General features: G+C 62.0%; 12 protein-coding genes. 1 reads left to right on the top strand and 11 read right to left on the bottom strand.

Annotation, left to right across the window (positions count from 1 at the left end):
* The first annotated feature begins 22 nt into the window (after positions 1-22).
* Entirely contained in the window at positions 23-1447 is a 1425-nt protein-coding gene (locus I41_RS17500) for a PhoPQ-activated pathogenicity-related family protein (protein ID WP_145434196.1), read from the top strand.
* A gap of 125 nt (positions 1448-1572) precedes the next feature.
* Here I41_RS17500 and I41_RS17505 read toward each other — a convergent pair whose 3' ends face one another.
* The 11 genes from I41_RS17505 to I41_RS27340 all read right to left on the bottom strand — a co-directional run bounded on the left by I41_RS17505 (position 1573) and on the right by I41_RS27340 (position 16073).
* On the bottom strand, positions 1573-2937 hold the full coding sequence (locus I41_RS17505) for a PhoPQ-activated pathogenicity-related family protein (RefSeq protein WP_168206974.1): 1365 nt from the start codon (positions 2935-2937) through the stop codon (positions 1573-1575).
* A gap of 88 nt (positions 2938-3025) precedes the next feature.
* The gene (locus tag I41_RS17510; protein ID WP_168206975.1) at positions 3026-4120 is read right to left on the bottom strand and encodes a DUF1559 domain-containing protein; all 1095 of its coding nucleotides are present in this window, start codon (positions 4118-4120) and stop codon (positions 3026-3028) included.
* 57 nt (positions 4121-4177) lie between these two features.
* On the bottom strand, positions 4178-5335 hold the full coding sequence (locus I41_RS17515) for a hypothetical protein (RefSeq protein WP_145434199.1): 1158 nt from the start codon (positions 5333-5335) through the stop codon (positions 4178-4180).
* Positions 5336-5434: 99 nt separating this feature from the next.
* On the bottom strand, positions 5435-6208 hold the full coding sequence (locus I41_RS17520) for a PEP-CTERM sorting domain-containing protein (RefSeq protein ID WP_145434200.1): 774 nt from the start codon (positions 6206-6208) through the stop codon (positions 5435-5437).
* Between the two features lie 321 nt (positions 6209-6529).
* The gene (locus I41_RS17525; RefSeq protein WP_145434201.1) at positions 6530-6982 is read right to left on the bottom strand and encodes a hypothetical protein; all 453 of its coding nucleotides are present in this window, start codon (positions 6980-6982) and stop codon (positions 6530-6532) included.
* Between the two features lie 385 nt (positions 6983-7367).
* Positions 7368-7709: a hypothetical protein gene (locus I41_RS17530; protein WP_145434202.1), complete on the bottom strand. Its 342-nt coding sequence runs from the start codon at positions 7707-7709 to the stop codon at positions 7368-7370.
* A gap of 156 nt (positions 7710-7865) precedes the next feature.
* Positions 7866-8903, bottom strand: a complete 1038-nt coding sequence (locus I41_RS17535; protein ID WP_168206976.1) for a DUF1559 domain-containing protein — start codon at positions 8901-8903, stop codon at positions 7866-7868.
* 265 nt (positions 8904-9168) lie between these two features.
* Positions 9169-10635, bottom strand: coding sequence for a LamG domain-containing protein (locus I41_RS17540; RefSeq protein ID WP_145436394.1), 1467 nt, complete (start codon positions 10633-10635; stop codon positions 9169-9171).
* 84 nt (positions 10636-10719) lie between these two features.
* On the bottom strand, positions 10720-12228 hold the full coding sequence (locus tag I41_RS17545) for a LamG domain-containing protein (RefSeq protein WP_168206977.1): 1509 nt from the start codon (positions 12226-12228) through the stop codon (positions 10720-10722).
* A gap of 105 nt (positions 12229-12333) precedes the next feature.
* Positions 12334-14358, bottom strand: coding sequence for a PQQ-dependent sugar dehydrogenase (locus I41_RS17550; protein WP_168206978.1), 2025 nt, complete (start codon positions 14356-14358; stop codon positions 12334-12336).
* Positions 14346-16073, bottom strand: coding sequence for a hypothetical protein (locus I41_RS27340; protein ID WP_168206979.1), 1728 nt, complete (start codon positions 16071-16073; stop codon positions 14346-14348). The genes I41_RS17550 and I41_RS27340 overlap by 13 nt, the downstream gene beginning before the upstream one ends.
* Between the last annotated feature and the right edge of the window lie 91 nt (positions 16074-16164).

Consider the following 16164-nt stretch of genomic DNA (forward strand, 5'->3'; position numbering starts at 1 on the left):
ATCCATCACTGGAGACTCGTCGATGCGTTCGCTTTCCTTTTGGCTTGCTTCCCTCGCTTTGTGCGTTGCCCAGCTCGCGGAAGCGAAGGAAGCCGTCCCGGCCGCTGACGCTTCGCCTCTGGTCGCCTACGTGCAGAAACCCGATCCCAACTACAAGTGGGAGGTCGTCAAAACCGTTAACAGTCCCAATGCGGAGACGACGGTCATCAAACTTACCTCCCAAGCATGGCGGGGAACGCCTGAGGTCGATCGCGCCGTTTGGGAACATTATCTCGTCGTCGTTAAGCCGACGGAACTGAAAACAGACAAGGCTTTTCTCATCGTCGCCGGCGGCGCCAATGATCGGCCCGCGCCAGACGATTCCAACATGATCGTCAAGACGATCGCCGAAACCACCGGCAGCATCGTGGCCGAGCTTCGCATGGTGCCGAATCAGCCATTAACTTTCGACGGCGACGGCAAGCCGCGGAAAGAAGACGACCTCATTGGCTACGGCTGGGCGAAATTCCTCGAAACGGGCGATGCGACGTGGCTCCCCCGGCTCCCGATGGTCAAGAGCGTGGCCAGCGCGATGGATTGCCTGCAAGAGTGGTCGGCGCAGCAAGGCGCCGAAATCAAAAAGTTCGTCGTTGCCGGCGCTTCGAAGCGCGGCTGGACCACTTGGATGATCGGCGCTTCCGATCCTCGGGTCGAGGCGATCATTCCGATTGTCATCGACGTGGTCAATTGCGAGAAGACCATGCAGCATCATGCCGCGGTGTATGGCTTCTGGGCGACTGCCGTGGGCAACTACTACCAGCACAAGATCTTGCAGCGGCCCACCCACCCGCGGATGCGCGAGCTCTACGCGATTGAAGATCCTTATTTTTACCTCGACCAGTTGACGATGCCGAAATACATCGTCAACGGCAGCGGGGACCAGTTCTTCTGCCCCGACTCTTCGCAGTTTTACTTCGACGACCTTCAGGGCGAGAAGCATCTGCGTTATGTGCCGAACACCGATCACGGCGTCGACAGCAGCATCGACGCCGTGACGAGCATGGTGGCGTTCTACCAGATGATTATCGCCGGCAAGCCGCGGCCGGAAATCGACTGGACGTTCGCTGAGGATGGCACGATCCGCGTCACCTCTGACACTCCGCCCAAGTCGGTCACCCTGTGGCAGGCCGCCAATCCCAACGCCCGCGACTTCCGTTTGGAAACTATCGGCAAAGCGTATCAAAGCACGCCCCTGAAGGCAGAGGCGGATGGTTCGTACGTCGCCAAAGTCGCGACGCCCGAGAAGGGTTGGACCGCGTCATTCGTCGAACTAGAGTTCGACTCCGGAGGCGCGTTCCCCTTCAAGGTCTCGACCAGCGTCGAGGTCCTGCCGAAGCAGCGGCCCTTCGAAGGGATAAACCTGGCCGAGGTTCCCTACGAGCCTAACCTAAGGAAGGAAGGCAAGTAGTCGCCGTGGCATTCCGGTCCCTGGCTCCGTAAAGGAGTCGTTTTCCACATCGGTAGACGTCTTCCCAAGTAACGCGACCCCCCCGGCGGAGCCGGGGGTTGCAGACGCTGCACTGAGAACTGTCTCTACTCTCTCCGCAGCGTGGTCGAGAGATTGTAAGGCAACGGTCCCTGACGATACGTCGCCTCGCCGAACAGGGCGACGTGCCCCTCTTCGGGCTTCTCGACGACGCCGACGAACTCCTCGCCGTCGCCGCCCGCCTCATCGCTAACTCGCAGTTCGGTCGCTTCCCACTTGGCGTTGCGGAAGTCTTTGGTATCCGACCGAGCCACCCACAGCCGCACCGACTCGGGCGTCGGCGTCGAGCTAATCTTTAGCCGGTACTCTTCGTCGTCGCCTTCATGGGTCCACTTCAGTTCGGGCAGCGATTTGTCTTCCGCCACATGTTGCGCGAACGCCGCGAGCGTGATGAGAGCGCCTTCCTTCCCGTCGTCGAGCCCATGCCCGGCGTTCGGCACATACCGCACATGCTTTTCGCCCTGCAGCTCGTCCCAATAGATGTTCGTCGCATCGACCGTCCAGTACCGATCGTTCGTCCCATTGATGAGCAGCTTGGGCAGCTTCAACTCGCTTCGGTACGTGTAGGGGTCGACCCACTTCCATAGCGGGATCTCGGGCCGATTTTGCATGACGTCGACGAGCCCCTTGCTGGTGTAGTCGGCGATCTGCTCGCTGTACTTGCCCCAGGTCTCCAGCTGATACTTCATCTGCTCCGGTAGATTGAGCGTGTCGATCACGATCGGCGCGATGCCAGCGACGCGATCATCGGCCGCCGCGGTGAGCCAGGTGGTCCAGCCTCGTTTCGACCCGCCGGTGACGACAAACTGCTCGACGTCGACGCCGTACTGCTGCTGCCCGAAGTCTTGGACGGCCGTCATGGCCGCGGTAGCGCTCTTCACCATGGGGAACAACAGCGGCCAGGTGGCGTCGCGGCTATCGACGTAACGCAGGAACGTCTCAGAAATCAGATCGTCTTCCACCTTATCGCCCAGCAGCGGCTGATTCGGCACCTGATGCACGAACGCCACGGGCATCGCGGCCGCCTGGGCGATTTTGGCCCCCATCTTCATGTCGTCGCCGCCCGGCGTGCCGCCAATCTTGCCGCCGGTGATAAAGAGGAGCACGGTTTCCTTGTGCTGAATGTTCGCGGGCACATAAATGTACAGGGCATGCTTCCAAGGAATGTCGTGCCAGGTCTGCGACGTCAGCTCCAACTTGTGGATCGTGCAACCATCAATTCGCTCGGCGCCTAGATCCTTGTACCCATAGCTATCATCGTCAGCGTTGACGTAATCTTTAAGGGCGGTGGGTATCGCCGCACTCGCTTCGGCCTTCGCCTGGGTCTCGGCGATCGACTCCCTGGCAGTTGCACCGCTGGAACCGATGAGCACGAGCAACGACCACAGTGCAAACCAAGTGAGCAGACGCATGACGATTATCCTGGGAAGTGAATTAGGCGAGAATTTGCCGGCCGTGTTGTTACCGCCTGCTAATGTAACGGAGTGTTTGCACCTTGGGCTAGAACGTCTCATCCCCGCTGATCGTTGATTTGGCGCGATAGACGTTCATCTCAACGCCCTCCTCGATAAAGGCAACTGAGCTATCAGCCATCAAGAAGTTGCAGCCGCCGGGATGATCGCTGCGGAAGTTGCTCGCCGAGTGCGTGCCGCCTTCGTAACTGGGCGCACAGTAGTGATTCGGCAACGTTCCAAATTTGGCGTAGTCCGCAATGTACTGCGGAAGACTCAGGAAGGTGTCGGTCAGCGGATACTTATTCATTCGCTCCACGGTGCAGCCATGAATACTCCCCCTGGGACCGAGTTTGCTCAAGTAAGGCGAACTGCTCGGCTCGCCAATAATCCAACCGGTTTCCGCCGTGGGCAGATCCCCCGATGGTGCGGGCTTTAATGAACTCTCGTCGCACTTCGCTAGGTGACAGACCTTCCAACGAGGGTCGGAGCTGGCATCGCCCATGGCCAGGGTATTGCTCGTGCCATCCGTGATTTGTCGAATCGCCGCGCCCCACGCCATGTTAAACATTCCCTGCTGGGAGGGCGGAATCGTCCCGGGCTTAATTCCCTGGCGCGCGCAAAATGCATCGGTATAGCCCATGCAGAATGCATACTCGGTAATTCCAAACGTCGATCCCACTGTCGGAACTTCCTTGCCAAGCGCGTCATCCACTAAGGGATTCGAAGCGCTCGAGGAGGGGCACCTGAACATGGCGATTACTGTCGCGGCGACTCCCGGCTTCTGTTTCTCCCAGTAGACATTCTGATCGTACAACGAGGACAACGCCGCTTGCTCGAAGTAGGGCAGTAACAGCGCATTGCCGCTCGCGTAGACCTGTGTCTGGTGCTGCTTCATCACCGCGCTGGGCGGGAACGTATTTTTCGCCGAGTGGTAATTCTGCAGCGCAAGTCCGAACTGCTTGAGATTATTTAAGCATTGTGCGCGACGCCCCGCTTCGCGCGCGGCCTGCACGGCCGGCAGCAACAGGGCAACGAGCACGCCGATGATCGCAATCACGACGAGCAGTTCCACCAACGTGAATCCGCGACGATGATGTGCGCAGGTGATCTCTGCGCAGCGACCCCGTACTCTGCTCTCCATTTTCCTCTCCTGCAGTTCCGCCTGCTGCCCGCACTTCGCGCCGCTGACGCTCATTGCTTAACGCCGCCGACCGCGCTGGCACGCCCCGATTGCCAGAAGCGTCGCCGAGGCGCCCAGTGCCAGTGAACTCGGCTCGGGCACGGCCGCGGCCGCCGAAGCCGACAGCGCCCCGGTCCAGTTGCGTTGCCAGACCAAGAAGTCGGCTCCATCCGTGTCGCCATCGTTGTCGGCGTCCGAATCGGCGTTGAGACCGAAATCGCCTTTCCACAGGACGAGATCGGCGCCATCGACGTCGCCGTCCGCATCGAAATCGCCCGGCGTAGCAGCGCCTATCGATTCCGTACGGAAATTATCAATGGTGAAGTCCGCGTCGGTGTAGAAGACGTGGCCGATGCCGTAGACGCCTGAGTAGCCGCTGGCGTAGGGGACAAACTCAGCGTCTTCCGTGTTCGGATCGCCGTCCCAATTCTTGACGCCCGGCGGATTCGCGTCGAGGTCTCTCGTCTGGTCGGCCACTGTCGCAACGACGCTGCCGCCCGCGCCGAGTTCCAGCACTTGACCATGCAGCACGTTGCCGATCACTTCAAAAATGACGCGGTAGTCCTTGCCGCCCTCGAGCGTCAGCGGGAACGAGCCGACGTCCGTAAGTGCGGCTCCGCTCAGAATAGTGAGCACCATTTCGCCGTTACCGTTCGCGGCGGGACCTTCGTACTGATAACTGTAGCCGTGCAGTGGGAAGCCGGTTTCTTCAGTCGGTAACGCATTGCTGCCATTCAAACGGGCGGCGACCGCAAAGAAAGACGATTGCACGTCAGGAGGGACGAAATCGACGATGTCGACCGTCACGCGCACATCGGTGAAGGTCGGTTCGACGTAGGACCCAACGAAGCCGTAGCCTTCCAATCCGGGCAGCGTGCTCCCGAACGTCGAGGTCGTTGGATCGTGCAGACGGTATTTCCCGCCCGACGCGTCCCAGGTCTGGTTTGTTGACCCGGCCGCGTTGTTCAGGTGGATCCAGGTCGGATTGGCCGTATCGTTGTTGTCGGAAAAGTCATCGGTGACGACCACGGCGCCGGCGTGGGGCAACGCGCCGCAAACCGTGACGGCCAGAACTGCCGCAATCGCCAAGTACTGCGGCGCCCCGCCCCACCGGATGCGTCCGAAACGACGAGTACCCGCCGACCGAATTGCATGAAGACCACAATATGCGTTCATCGCCCATCCTCCGTCAGCAGTAGTTGTGCGGTCAGCAGAGAGCGGAGCACCGACGCGTCGGCGCTCCGCCCTGATTCCTGTTCAACCCAATTTTCCAAGTCAGGCAACGTTGCGCCGACGCCGCTGGGCCAGTGTTGCCACGAGTCCAAGCGAGGCCAGCAGCACAGAGCCCGGTTCCGGGACGCGGGCGCCGAAATTATCGATCGTGAAATCGACTGGCACCCCGGCCAACGCGCCGCTGTAGCCGAACACGCCCGAGAAACCACTGGCGTAAGCGGCGTCGACGGCAAACTTTTCCGCGACCATCCCGCCGCCGACCTCGAAGACCTGCCCGTGCAGTTGAGTGCCGGTGACAGCGAGCGAGAAGGTGTAGTCTTTGTTCGCCAGGTCGAGCGTTACCTGCTGCGATCCGATATCGCTAAGCGTGGCGCCGACCATCTTGTAGAGCACCACTTCGCCCAAGCCGCCAGCCGCCAGCGGCTCGTAGACGTAGCCATACCCCTTCAATTGGTTAAACGCGTTATTGCCATCCGTGCGAGCCATCACGCCAAAGGCGACGCCGGTCGCGGGTTGCACGAAATCCGCCGTCACGACCACGTCGGAGAAGCTCGGACCGGTGTAGCTGCCCACGAATCCGAGTTTGCCGGTGTTCGGCAGGGCAAAGCCGTTGGTCGGCCCGTTGAGATGATACTGGCCGGTTGAGGCGTCCCAAGTTTGTCCCGTCGAACCGACGAGCCCGTTCAGGTGCGTCCAGGTCGGGTTGGCCGTATCGTCCAGATCAGAGAAGTCGTCGAAGATTTGTGCGTTGGCCGCACTAACGCCGACCGACGCCGCGACGACGAGCGCCAGCGACGATCGTACCCACGAACTCATGAAGCAACTCATTAGCTGTACTCCCGCGAAGATGACCTGAGAAGGTGCGCATCGCCTGCCTACGAGAGGGCAGGCATACCGGAAACCGCCAACGTCCGCTTGCAAGGCGGACCAGTCAGAAAAACTTAAGAGAAGATTCAATCCGTTTCGTTGGTCCCCCTTGCGGCGCGGAGACCTCCGTCTATTTAGGCTAACGTCGAGTACCTTAGGTGTCAATTAAACCGCCTCCCGCTGTTTGATTGCGAAAACGTATGCCGGTTGGAGACTTACGTCGAACTCGCCCGCCCCGCGGCCGCGCTTCTCGACGGGCTGAGGCCTGGGTCATTCGGTTTCGACCTCCTTCCGCAATCGCTGATAGAGTTCCTGGATCGCGCTGAGGCAACTGCGGCCGTCGGCGGCGAGTTCTTCGCAGCGGGCGGAGGACTTGGCCCGGGCGAGGTTTGCGCGGATGCGGGTGGGCGCGTCCGCGGCGGCGTCGGCGGCGACGTCGTCGTAGTTCAGCCCGAAGCAGGCGCAGATCGGGGCGTCGAGATCCTTCGGGTAAACCGCCGCCGAGAGTTGCTCGACGCGGACCACCGCGTTGAAGAGGTTGAAGTAGGCCGCGTCGCAGCGGGGAAAGCTGCAGAACCAGGCCGAGTCGCCGACGAGGCCGCGCGCCTCGGGCTGGATGTGGCGGTCGAGAATGGCGTGCTCCACGGGCGAGCCGAGCGATCCGCAGAGGGGGCAAAAGGCCCGGCCGTCTGGTTCAGGTTCACGGACGAACGCCTTGTTCATGTCGCGTGCCTCCACGATGGGGCGAGGGCGCCCTGCGACGATTTGTCGTCCGCTGAATTGTCCGGAAGCGAAAGCGCGTTTCCAGTGACAAAACTGACGGGCCGCCGGGGGCTGGCGGCGCGCGAATCGCGCGTTCGCCGCCAAAGATGGCCGACGGCGGCGGGACTTGAAGCGAATCGTTTTGTCCGCGGCAATTGGACAAAACTCCGCGACGCTGCGCGGCTGGCGATCATGAGTTTGGCCCTCCTGAAAAGCCGCTGCCGGCCCATTAGCAGGGCGGGATGCGGCAGCAACGCGACGTGAACTTACGTCCACATCACCCTAGCAGGGAGGGTGGCCAATTTCTGTAGCAAAGTTCAGAAAAAGCGCGCCGCGTTGGCGCCAACTACTCGCGCGGAGGCCCGGTGATGGCGAAGTCCAGGGTTTCGCCGCCGCCGCTGACGTTCACTTCTTGAGCGTTGCCGGCGGCGTCTTCTGGAATGTAGTTTGCTGGCAACGATCTTCCTTGGTTCTGCCTGGCAAGCGCATCAGCCTCTTCACGCGTCTTTGGGACCGTCGTGATTCGGTTACCACTCACCATGACCTTGAACTTGCCCGTGGACGGCTTGTCAGCAACGTAACGACCGTCAACGACCTTGGCCCCAAAAGGGGTTCCTCCGGCAACCGGCATGAACGAGAGCGATCCGCTCGCCACGGGCTCGCCATTATAGGTGACGGCGCCTTCCAATTTTGGCTCCCCTGATCCGCCGCATCCCGATAGGGATGCTACAATCGTGAGAAGTAGCCAGCAAGCGCCTCTAGAACGGCCCATTTCTTACCTTTCGATCTAGTTTTGCGACGAGATTCTTCATCCGAGCACTGGCCACACCTAGCAGCGCACAGGTTACGGAAGGGCATCGGTTTCCGCATTTCCGGCGGTGGCGGCGGCTCGCCAAGCGATGACGTCGACGCCGTCGCTCACAAAGCGAATCGACCCGTCGACCATCGAGACGTTGACGCCTCCCGGATGGACGCTGCGCGCGGCAGCATGGGCGCCATCGGATCCGCGACCGCCTCCTGAATCCTTTTGCGTACACGGCGCCTTGTATTCCGTGTCGCCGCGAAGAGCGGGGCACCACCCCCACACTAAATCACTGTCTGTGCTGTTTGGAGTCAGGTACGCCGAGTACAACGAGCCGCCCATGTTGCCGTAGATCGTCTCGCCGAGAGCTCCGCCCCAATCGGGAATCGTAGGAACAAGCCCTTCGGAGAACATCATCGTCTGCGACGTTCCGTCGCTCACTTCTTTGAGCTTGACGGCCACGGCACGACCGGCCGTCGGTAAAATTTTCGGCACTCCCATCGCCCCTTTCCAGGCACCTACAGGGATGCTTCCATCGACGGCGGTACTAATTCGGTTTCCATACATATCGCCCGCTCCCACGCAACCCCGGTAGGTTCCGCGCAGGAATCCCCATGTTAAGTCGTACATTTCGTTTGGTTGAGGAGTGTTGTCGCTTGGGCAATAGAACAGCGGAATGGGAGTATGGCGCGCCTGCCGCCGACGTTCATCGTTCCCTTGCGGCCCGAAGTTCTGATCTTCATTGCTGTTATTGCGATACTTCCCTTCCCCCAGCGTCCAATAAAGTTGAGCAATCGATTGCTGTTCGATGTTCGGAAGTATCGCTTGAGTCCAAGTGTAAGCGTCCCAAATGTCGAACTTTCGGCCGTAGGGCAGCTCCTTCTTGGAAGACTCATGATTCAACGCTCCCAGCGATAGGTTCTTCAAATTGTTCAAGCACTGGGTGCGCCGAGCAGCTTCGCGCGCCGCTTGGACCGCCGGCAGCAGTAGGGCCACCAGCACGCCGATGATGGCGATGACGACGAGGAGCTCGACGAGCGTAAATCCGACGTGACGTCGTGGGGGGCAGCGACGTAGCATGTTGGGCCAATCCTTTCCGAAAAGTTCTAACTCACTCATCGTATGCCAGGCGCCGGCGGCGGGGGAGGCGGTCACGGGAAGCCGCTGCGTTGGCGTCTTGAACGCGTCGCGAGCGACGCGGCTTCATGGGCGTTGGGGGCGGTTGGTTGCTATTTGGTTCGGGCATTTTCAGCGTTGACGATGCGCGTCCGCCAGCACTGATGAGTCGCGTTGACAGATCCCAGCGGCGCTCGGCCGCTGGGATCTGTCGCAACTGCGATGCCAGTTATCGCTGCCGACGCGAGGTCGCGAGGGCGACTCCGGCCATCACGATCAATCCAATGGCGGCGGGTTCGGGAACGGCCCCGGCGGCGGCGACAGCAGCACCGGCGCCGAAGTTGGCCTTGAACGCGGCGAGCGCCGCGGCGTCGTACCCGGGCTGACCGAAGTTACGCTGCCACAGGAGGAAGTCGGCGCCGTCGACCTTGCCGCTGTTGTCGAAGTCGCCGGGGAGTCCGCCGCCGCCGGTGACATAGGAGACGGTGCTGGTAATCAGCGCGCCGCCATTGAGCCCAAACTGGAAGACCAGATCGCCGTCGACGCCGTTACCGAAGATTGCGGTATTGAACGCGTTGCCGAGGCTGATCGACGAGTTGGCGGCAATGGTCGATCCGGCGCCGCTGAGGAACTGCTCGACGAGCTGATTGGCGTTGGAACCGCCAGCCTGATCCCAGCCTTCGCCGGGCGTATCGCCGGCCACCGAGCCGGCGTCGGGGCCGTCGATGGCGCCGAAGTTTTGATCGTCGAGGCTATTCCAATTGGCGGTGCTGAGGGCGCCGCCGGCGCTGCTGATCTTCAGGAAGTCGATCGCCAGCGGCGCCGAGGCCGTGTTTTTCAGCGTGACCGCGCCGGTGTTCTTGTTGACTTCAATCGAGACGTTGCCGCCCGGATTGAGTACGTCGGGGCCGAAGACCGCATGCGACAACGCGTCGGCCGCCGACAGGCTGCTGTCGTAGATGCGGAGCTCGTTGACCTTGCCGTCGAAAATCGAGTCGGGCCATTGCGAGCGCCCGATCCAGATGTTGTTATCGTTCAACGTGCTGAGATTGAATCCGGCCGCCATGGGATTGGAACCGATGAGGGCGCCGTTGACGTAAAGCGAGATGGTGCCGGGCAGGCCGCCCGATTGGTCGTACACGGTGACCAGATGGGTCTGCTCGGTGGTCGACATGGGGGTCGTGTAATCGACGAAGCCTTCGGGGCCGACATTGGCGGCATGGGTCGTCGTGCGGATCAAACCATTCTGACCGTTCTGGGGAATGATCTGAATGTAGTCGGCCGCGTTGCCGCCGTTGGCCGTATCCTCACCGTCGTTGCTCGTGCCGGCCGAGAAGAGGGCCGCCCAGTTGCGGTTGGTCGAGGAGGTGGCCCACAGCTCGATCGTCAGTTGCCCCGGCGTGCCGCTGGCGGCTGACTGCGAGACGATGCTGTTAGGAAAATCAACGAAGGCGTCTTCCGTAACATTGTTCGAGCCTTGTCCCGTGTTGGCTGAGAGGTCGAGCTGGCCGCCGGTGAAGACGGCGGTCGCGACGCCGGCGTCGACGACCGTGCCGTGGGCCGTGCCAATCGAATCGTTAGCGTTCGCGGTGAAACTATAGCGATGGGTGATGGCGGCCGCGGCCTGTTGGGGGCCGACGGCGCACATGGCGCCAATGAGGAGGAGCATGGCTCCAGGGATCAATCGCCGTTGCATGTTGAGACTCCGGTGTATTTGATTCTTGGTTGAGTGCGAGTGTAAGTCGTGAGTAGGCGTTTGGGTGAATAAGTGAGTAGGTGTTTAAGTGAGTCGGCGGCGGGCGGCCATGACGGCCACTGCGGCCATGCCGCCGAGGGCGATGGTCGCCGGTTCGGGAATCGACGCGCCGAGAGCTGCGAACGCGGCCTCGCCGTTGACGGCGATGTAGTCGGCTTTGAACAGCTTGAAGTCGGCGTAATCGTTGTCCTTGTCGCCGTCGAGATCGCCCTTCTGGTAGGCGGCGACGGCGAGATCGGCGGCGAACGTGGTGAAGCTATTGGGGACGAAGATGGCCCAGTCGGCGGCGTTGACGGCGCCGTCGCCATTCAGGTCGCTGCGTTGGGCAGCCGAGCCGGTGTACTGGATTTGTCCCGTCCCCGTCGAGCCGTCGCCGAGCGTGAAGCTGAAGGCGAGGTCCTGCACCGGCGTCTTGCGCCAGGCGGCGCCAATGGAGGCGGCGCCGTTGGCGGCGATCGTTCCGCCATCGAGAACGCCGCCCGTGACCGACTCGGCGAGATTAGTATTGGACGCCGCCGAAGTGGTCCACGTGCCGTTGGGATCGAAGAGGTTGGTGGCGTCGATCGAGGTCCACGCGGCGGGATTGAGGGCGCCGCCGGCCGACGTGATCGAGTAGCCCTTCACGTTGATGCCGCCGCCCGATTGGTTGGCGAGCGAGATGACCCCGGTATCGCGGTTGACGGTCAGGACCGGCAGCGGGGCCGGTTCGGGGCCGGCATTGAACGAGGCAGTGACTTCGCTTTGCGTCATCGCGTGATTGTAAATGCGAAACTCGTCGATCAGGCCGTCGAAGAGGGGGTCGCCCCACTGAGCCCGGCCAAGCCAGTTGTTGTTGTCATTGATCAGATCAAGCAAAACGCCGGGGGCGATGGCCGTGGCAATGGGCGCTGCGTTGTCAATATAGAGCTTGATCGTGCCGTCGGCGCTCGCCGAGACGTCGTTCTGGTCAAGCGTCAGCACCATGTGGTGCTTGACGTTGACCGATAGCGGCGCCGGGCCGGCGGCGAAGATTTCCGCTCCCGTGGAGCTGTGAGTCGAAGCGGCCGCGGTTCCCGAGTTGCCAGCTTGCGGGAGCATCAGCACGTAGGCGGAATTGCCGCCGCCATTCGAGGTATCTTCGCCGTCGTTGCTAGTGCCAAAGTCGACGAGGCGGGCCCAGTTGCGGTTCTCTTGGGGAGTGGCCCAGATTTCGAGCGAAGCGGCTCCGAACGTACCGCCAGAGACGGCGCTGGTGAAGACGCCGTTCGGAAGGTCAACATAGGCGCCGACCGTCGTCGGCAGGGTAAAGTCTTGATTTGAATTGGCGTCGTTGTTGGCCGAGAGATCGAGGGCCCCGCCGGTGTACTTGGAAATGCCGGTATTGTCGACGACGACGCCATTCTGGCCGCCAACCGAGTCGTTGGCGTTGCCTTGATTGAAGGTGTACTTGTTCGTCAGTACTGCGCTGGCGGGCGACGCCGCGCTGACTAGCGCGCCGGCGGCGAGCAAGAGCCGACAAGCCGCTGAGGTTGGAGAGAGTCCCACGGAGTTCATCAAACGTCCTCCTGCAAAGAGTGTTCGAGAGAAGTTGCGCGTAGTAGCGATGCGTTGGTGCGGGCCGCGATGGCTCATGAAGGTTCCTTTCATGGATGTTGCGTCCTAATTGAGTTGCCTGGGAAACGGGGCGACGCCGGTGATGACGGGCCGCGATGTGGGAAAGCGTGGGGAACGGTGCACGAACGATCCGAGGAGAGCGACGGCGGCCAGAAGCGCAGCGCTCGGCTCGGGCACGGCCCCCGCCATGGCGGCGAAGGCGCCGACGCCGTTGACCGCGTCGTAATCGGACTTGAACAGGCGGAAATCGGTGAAGTTGTTCGCATTGTCGGCGTTGAGGTCGCCGAGTTGGTAGGCCTGGGCCTTGCTGAGGCCGGAGAGGTTTGCGTAGGCGCCGGAGATAAAGACGGACCAGTCGGCGGCGGTGAGGGCGCCGTCGAAATTGAGATCGCTGCGGGTGAACGGGTGGCCGCCGTTGCCGGTGTAACTGATCGAGGCGCTCAGCGGGCTGCCATTCACTTGGAGGCTCAGGCCGAGATCCTGGGTGGGCGACTTGAGCCAGCCGCCGCCGGGAGAGAGGACGATCTGCTGACCGACGCCGAGCGTGCCGGCGTCGCCGTTCGTGACCTCGGAAAAGGTAACGTTATTGCCGGCGACGGAGGTGACGTGCCATGTGTTGTTGTTGTCGACGGAACCGTTGCCGGCGGAATCGTAATGGCCGGTAATGGGCGTGAGCGACGCGGGGTTGATGCTGCCGAAGGGTGAACTGATGGTGAGGCCGGTGATGTTAACGGCCGTGTTGGTGTTGTTGGTAAGGGTAATGGCGCCGGTGTCGCGATTGACGGCAACGTTGATCGCGGCGGCGGGGATGATGCGGAAGATCTCGCCTTGGCCCAACGGAGGAAAGAACCCGTTGCCGAACTTGACCATGTAGAGGTTGCCGGCGTTGTCCTCGCCAAAAGACGTGAGGTACTGGATGTCGGCGCCGCCGCCGACGGCGGACTCGAAGGCGGCGGTGTGATTTTGCAGGTCAGTGAGATTCGTGCCGTTGTAGTTGGCCGTGGGCGTGGCCGCGTTGAACACGCCGGAATAGACGTTGCCGTTGGTGAAGTCGGAGAAGAAGTAACGGCCTTGAAGTTCAGCCACTGGACCGCGATAGACGTAACCGCCGGTGATCGACTGACCGGTGAGCAGCGTGGGGTGGGGGAGGGGATTGCCGCCGTGGGCGTAGTCGAAGATGGGGTTGAGGTCGCCAGGCGAACCGGGGCCGCCGATGCCGGGTTCGCTCGTGGCGATGGTGCCTTCGCGGGAAGTCCAGCCGAAGTTGAGCGGGGGATTGGCGGGATTGGCGAAGAAGCTGCTGGGAATGAAGTCGACCTCTTCGGCCGTGTTGAAACCGACGTCGCCGATGTAGAAGTCGCCAGTTTGACGGTCGAAGCCTGAACGAAACGGATTGCGGAGCCCCATCGCGGCGACGCTGACGCCGGCGTGGGTGGCGTCGACGGCGGGACTGGGGAAGCTAGCCGTGAGATCGAAGCGGAGCATCTTGCCGTAGACCGAGGCGGGGCTTTCGATGAGCGCGGGGTTGAAGCCGGGATCATCGGCCTGGGTGCCGCCGTCGCCCGTGGTGACGAAGAGCTCGTTGTTGTTGCCGTTGGGGCGAAAGTGGACCTGGTTGATCGTATGGAAAACGTTGTTGAGATTCTGGTATTGCAGCAGGCGACGCTGGAGCGTGGGCGTGCCGCCGACAACCTTGTATTCGTCGAGGGCGTTCGTGCCGTTGTTGTTGCTCGTTGTGTAGAAGAGTCCGTTGGTTTGGTAGTTCGGGTGGAAAGTAAGGCCGAGGAGGCCGCCGTCGGAGTTGATCGAGCCGGCGACGTCGAGGAACGTGGTAAAGGATTGGGTCGCGAGGTCGTATTTGCGGACGCGGCCGAGTTGATTGCTGGCGTCGCTGCGTTCGACGATGTAGAGCGAACCGTTGTCCCCGGGGGCCTGAGTGACGCCGACGGGCTGATTGAGATTGCCGACGACGCGCTCGACGGTGTAGGCCGCGCGTGCGGTCCTAGGGGCCGCGACAAGTAGCGCCGCGACCGCTGCCGCGGCAAGGAGTTGAAATTTCAGACGAGGCATGATGACTCCGCGGCGAAGGTGCTGCTTCTCTGTGTTCTTTCTGTTGCTCTCGGTGCTGGATTCAGCTGGGATTCTGTTCCGAGCGAAGGGGCGCCGCCGTCGACGTCGCCGGTCTGCCTGCCCCCCAGGCTGGCCGGCCGCGCGTCGACAGCGGCCCCAAAATCCTTCCGTGCCTGTCCGAATAGTCGCCGTTGTGCCAGACGCTGGTTCGTGGCCAGGCAGAGCGCGCCAATGCCGGTGAGCGCGAGGACCAGCGAGTTTGCCTCGGGGACGGGCGTGTAAACCACCTCGAACACGCGGTACGAGGCGGTCGACGTCACGTCGGGGTTCCCCTGCGTGTGGGGGCCGTTGGTGGCGATGCCGCCGAAAATGAACCCGAGCGAGGTTTTGCCGGTCAGCTGGTCGAGGTTGATCACGCCGTTGTCGAAGGTGGGAATCCCGGCGGCGGCGAAGAACTCGGCGTTGGCGCCGAAACGCCATTGCTTGCCCTGGTCGTCAAAGATTTCGGGGAAGAAGCCCAAATGGTGTTGGCTGTAGTCGCCGTTGGCGTCGATGACGACCGATGTGACGTCGTTCACAAACGGCATGTTGTCGTCGGTGACGACCTGACCGAGCGACTGGTCGAAATACTGCAGGCTGATTCCGCCGAAGAGGACTTCGTTCATCACGCCAGTTCCTGCGGAGTACATTCCTAGCTTGGCCGAGTGATAGCCGTTGAAGCCTTGCTTGAACGCGTCGGGGGCGTTGATGTTGGCCATCGTGGGAGTGCCGTCCGCGTCGATCTCCACCGGGACGGTCCAGACGCCGAAGCTCGAGGTGAAGACGCCCGAGAGAGCGACGAGCCCTTCGGCCACGCCGCCGGCGCCATCGGGCCGGAGGGTGGGGATGACGTTGAGGTCGCGGCGGCGGTACGAGGCGTTCGGCGTGGTTTGCGTGACGTTCGCGATGGCGAGCGTCGTGCCGTCGTCGACGACGTCGAAGCTGCGGACCTGCCGGGTGTATGTGCCGTCGGAGCGGGGGCTGTAGTCGCCTTCGAAATCTTGGCCGAACACGATGTGCATGCGGCCTCCCATTTCGTACATGGCGCCGCCGGTGACCGACGCGACTGGTGTGTTGAGTTGCCGGAGATGGTCGACCGCCTGCCCCGAGCCGGTAACGACCCAGTCGACCATCCCGGGCAGATCGATGGCGGTGAGCATGTCGAACGTCGTGAATTGATTGGACGCATTGAGCCCGTAGCCGCCGCTCACATAAAGCCGGTCGCCGACTTGCTCGAACTGATTGTTCGTTGCCGAGAGCGAGAGAATCTGGAACGGCGAGAGGCCAGACGCGGGGTCGTTGACGCCCGTGCCCGGATCGCCGAGCGATCGATGCCACGACTGCTTTGTGACCGGATCGATGACCCAGACGTCGCGGTTCTGGGCGGCTGGGGGGAAGCTTCCCTGGCCCGATTGCGCCAGGTCGTGAAGGCCGTTGCTGCGGCCGGAGAGGAGAACCCACTTGCCGTCGTACGTGCCGGCGGCGTAGGAATGGAGCAGCGGCAGCGGCGCGGCCCCGAAATCGACCTCGCGCAGTCCGATTTTGTACGGGACGTATCCCCTCAGGTCGATCGGCGACGTGGTCGGCGTTTGATGTCCAGCGGGCGCGGCGCTGGGCAGGCAGACGAGGGCGGCGAGGCCCAAGCACCGCGTCAACATAATGGCACGCCGACTCATGGAAAGTAACGCTCGAAGGTTCAAAGCCGTTGCCGACTCGATTGCGAACACTCCCCCGCGCTGCGGAAGAATGTGGAATGTGTTGATGCTT

The sequence above is a fragment of the Lacipirellula limnantheis genome (genome assembly GCF_007746075.1).
GTDB lineage: Bacteria > Planctomycetota > Planctomycetia > Pirellulales > Lacipirellulaceae > Lacipirellula > Lacipirellula limnantheis.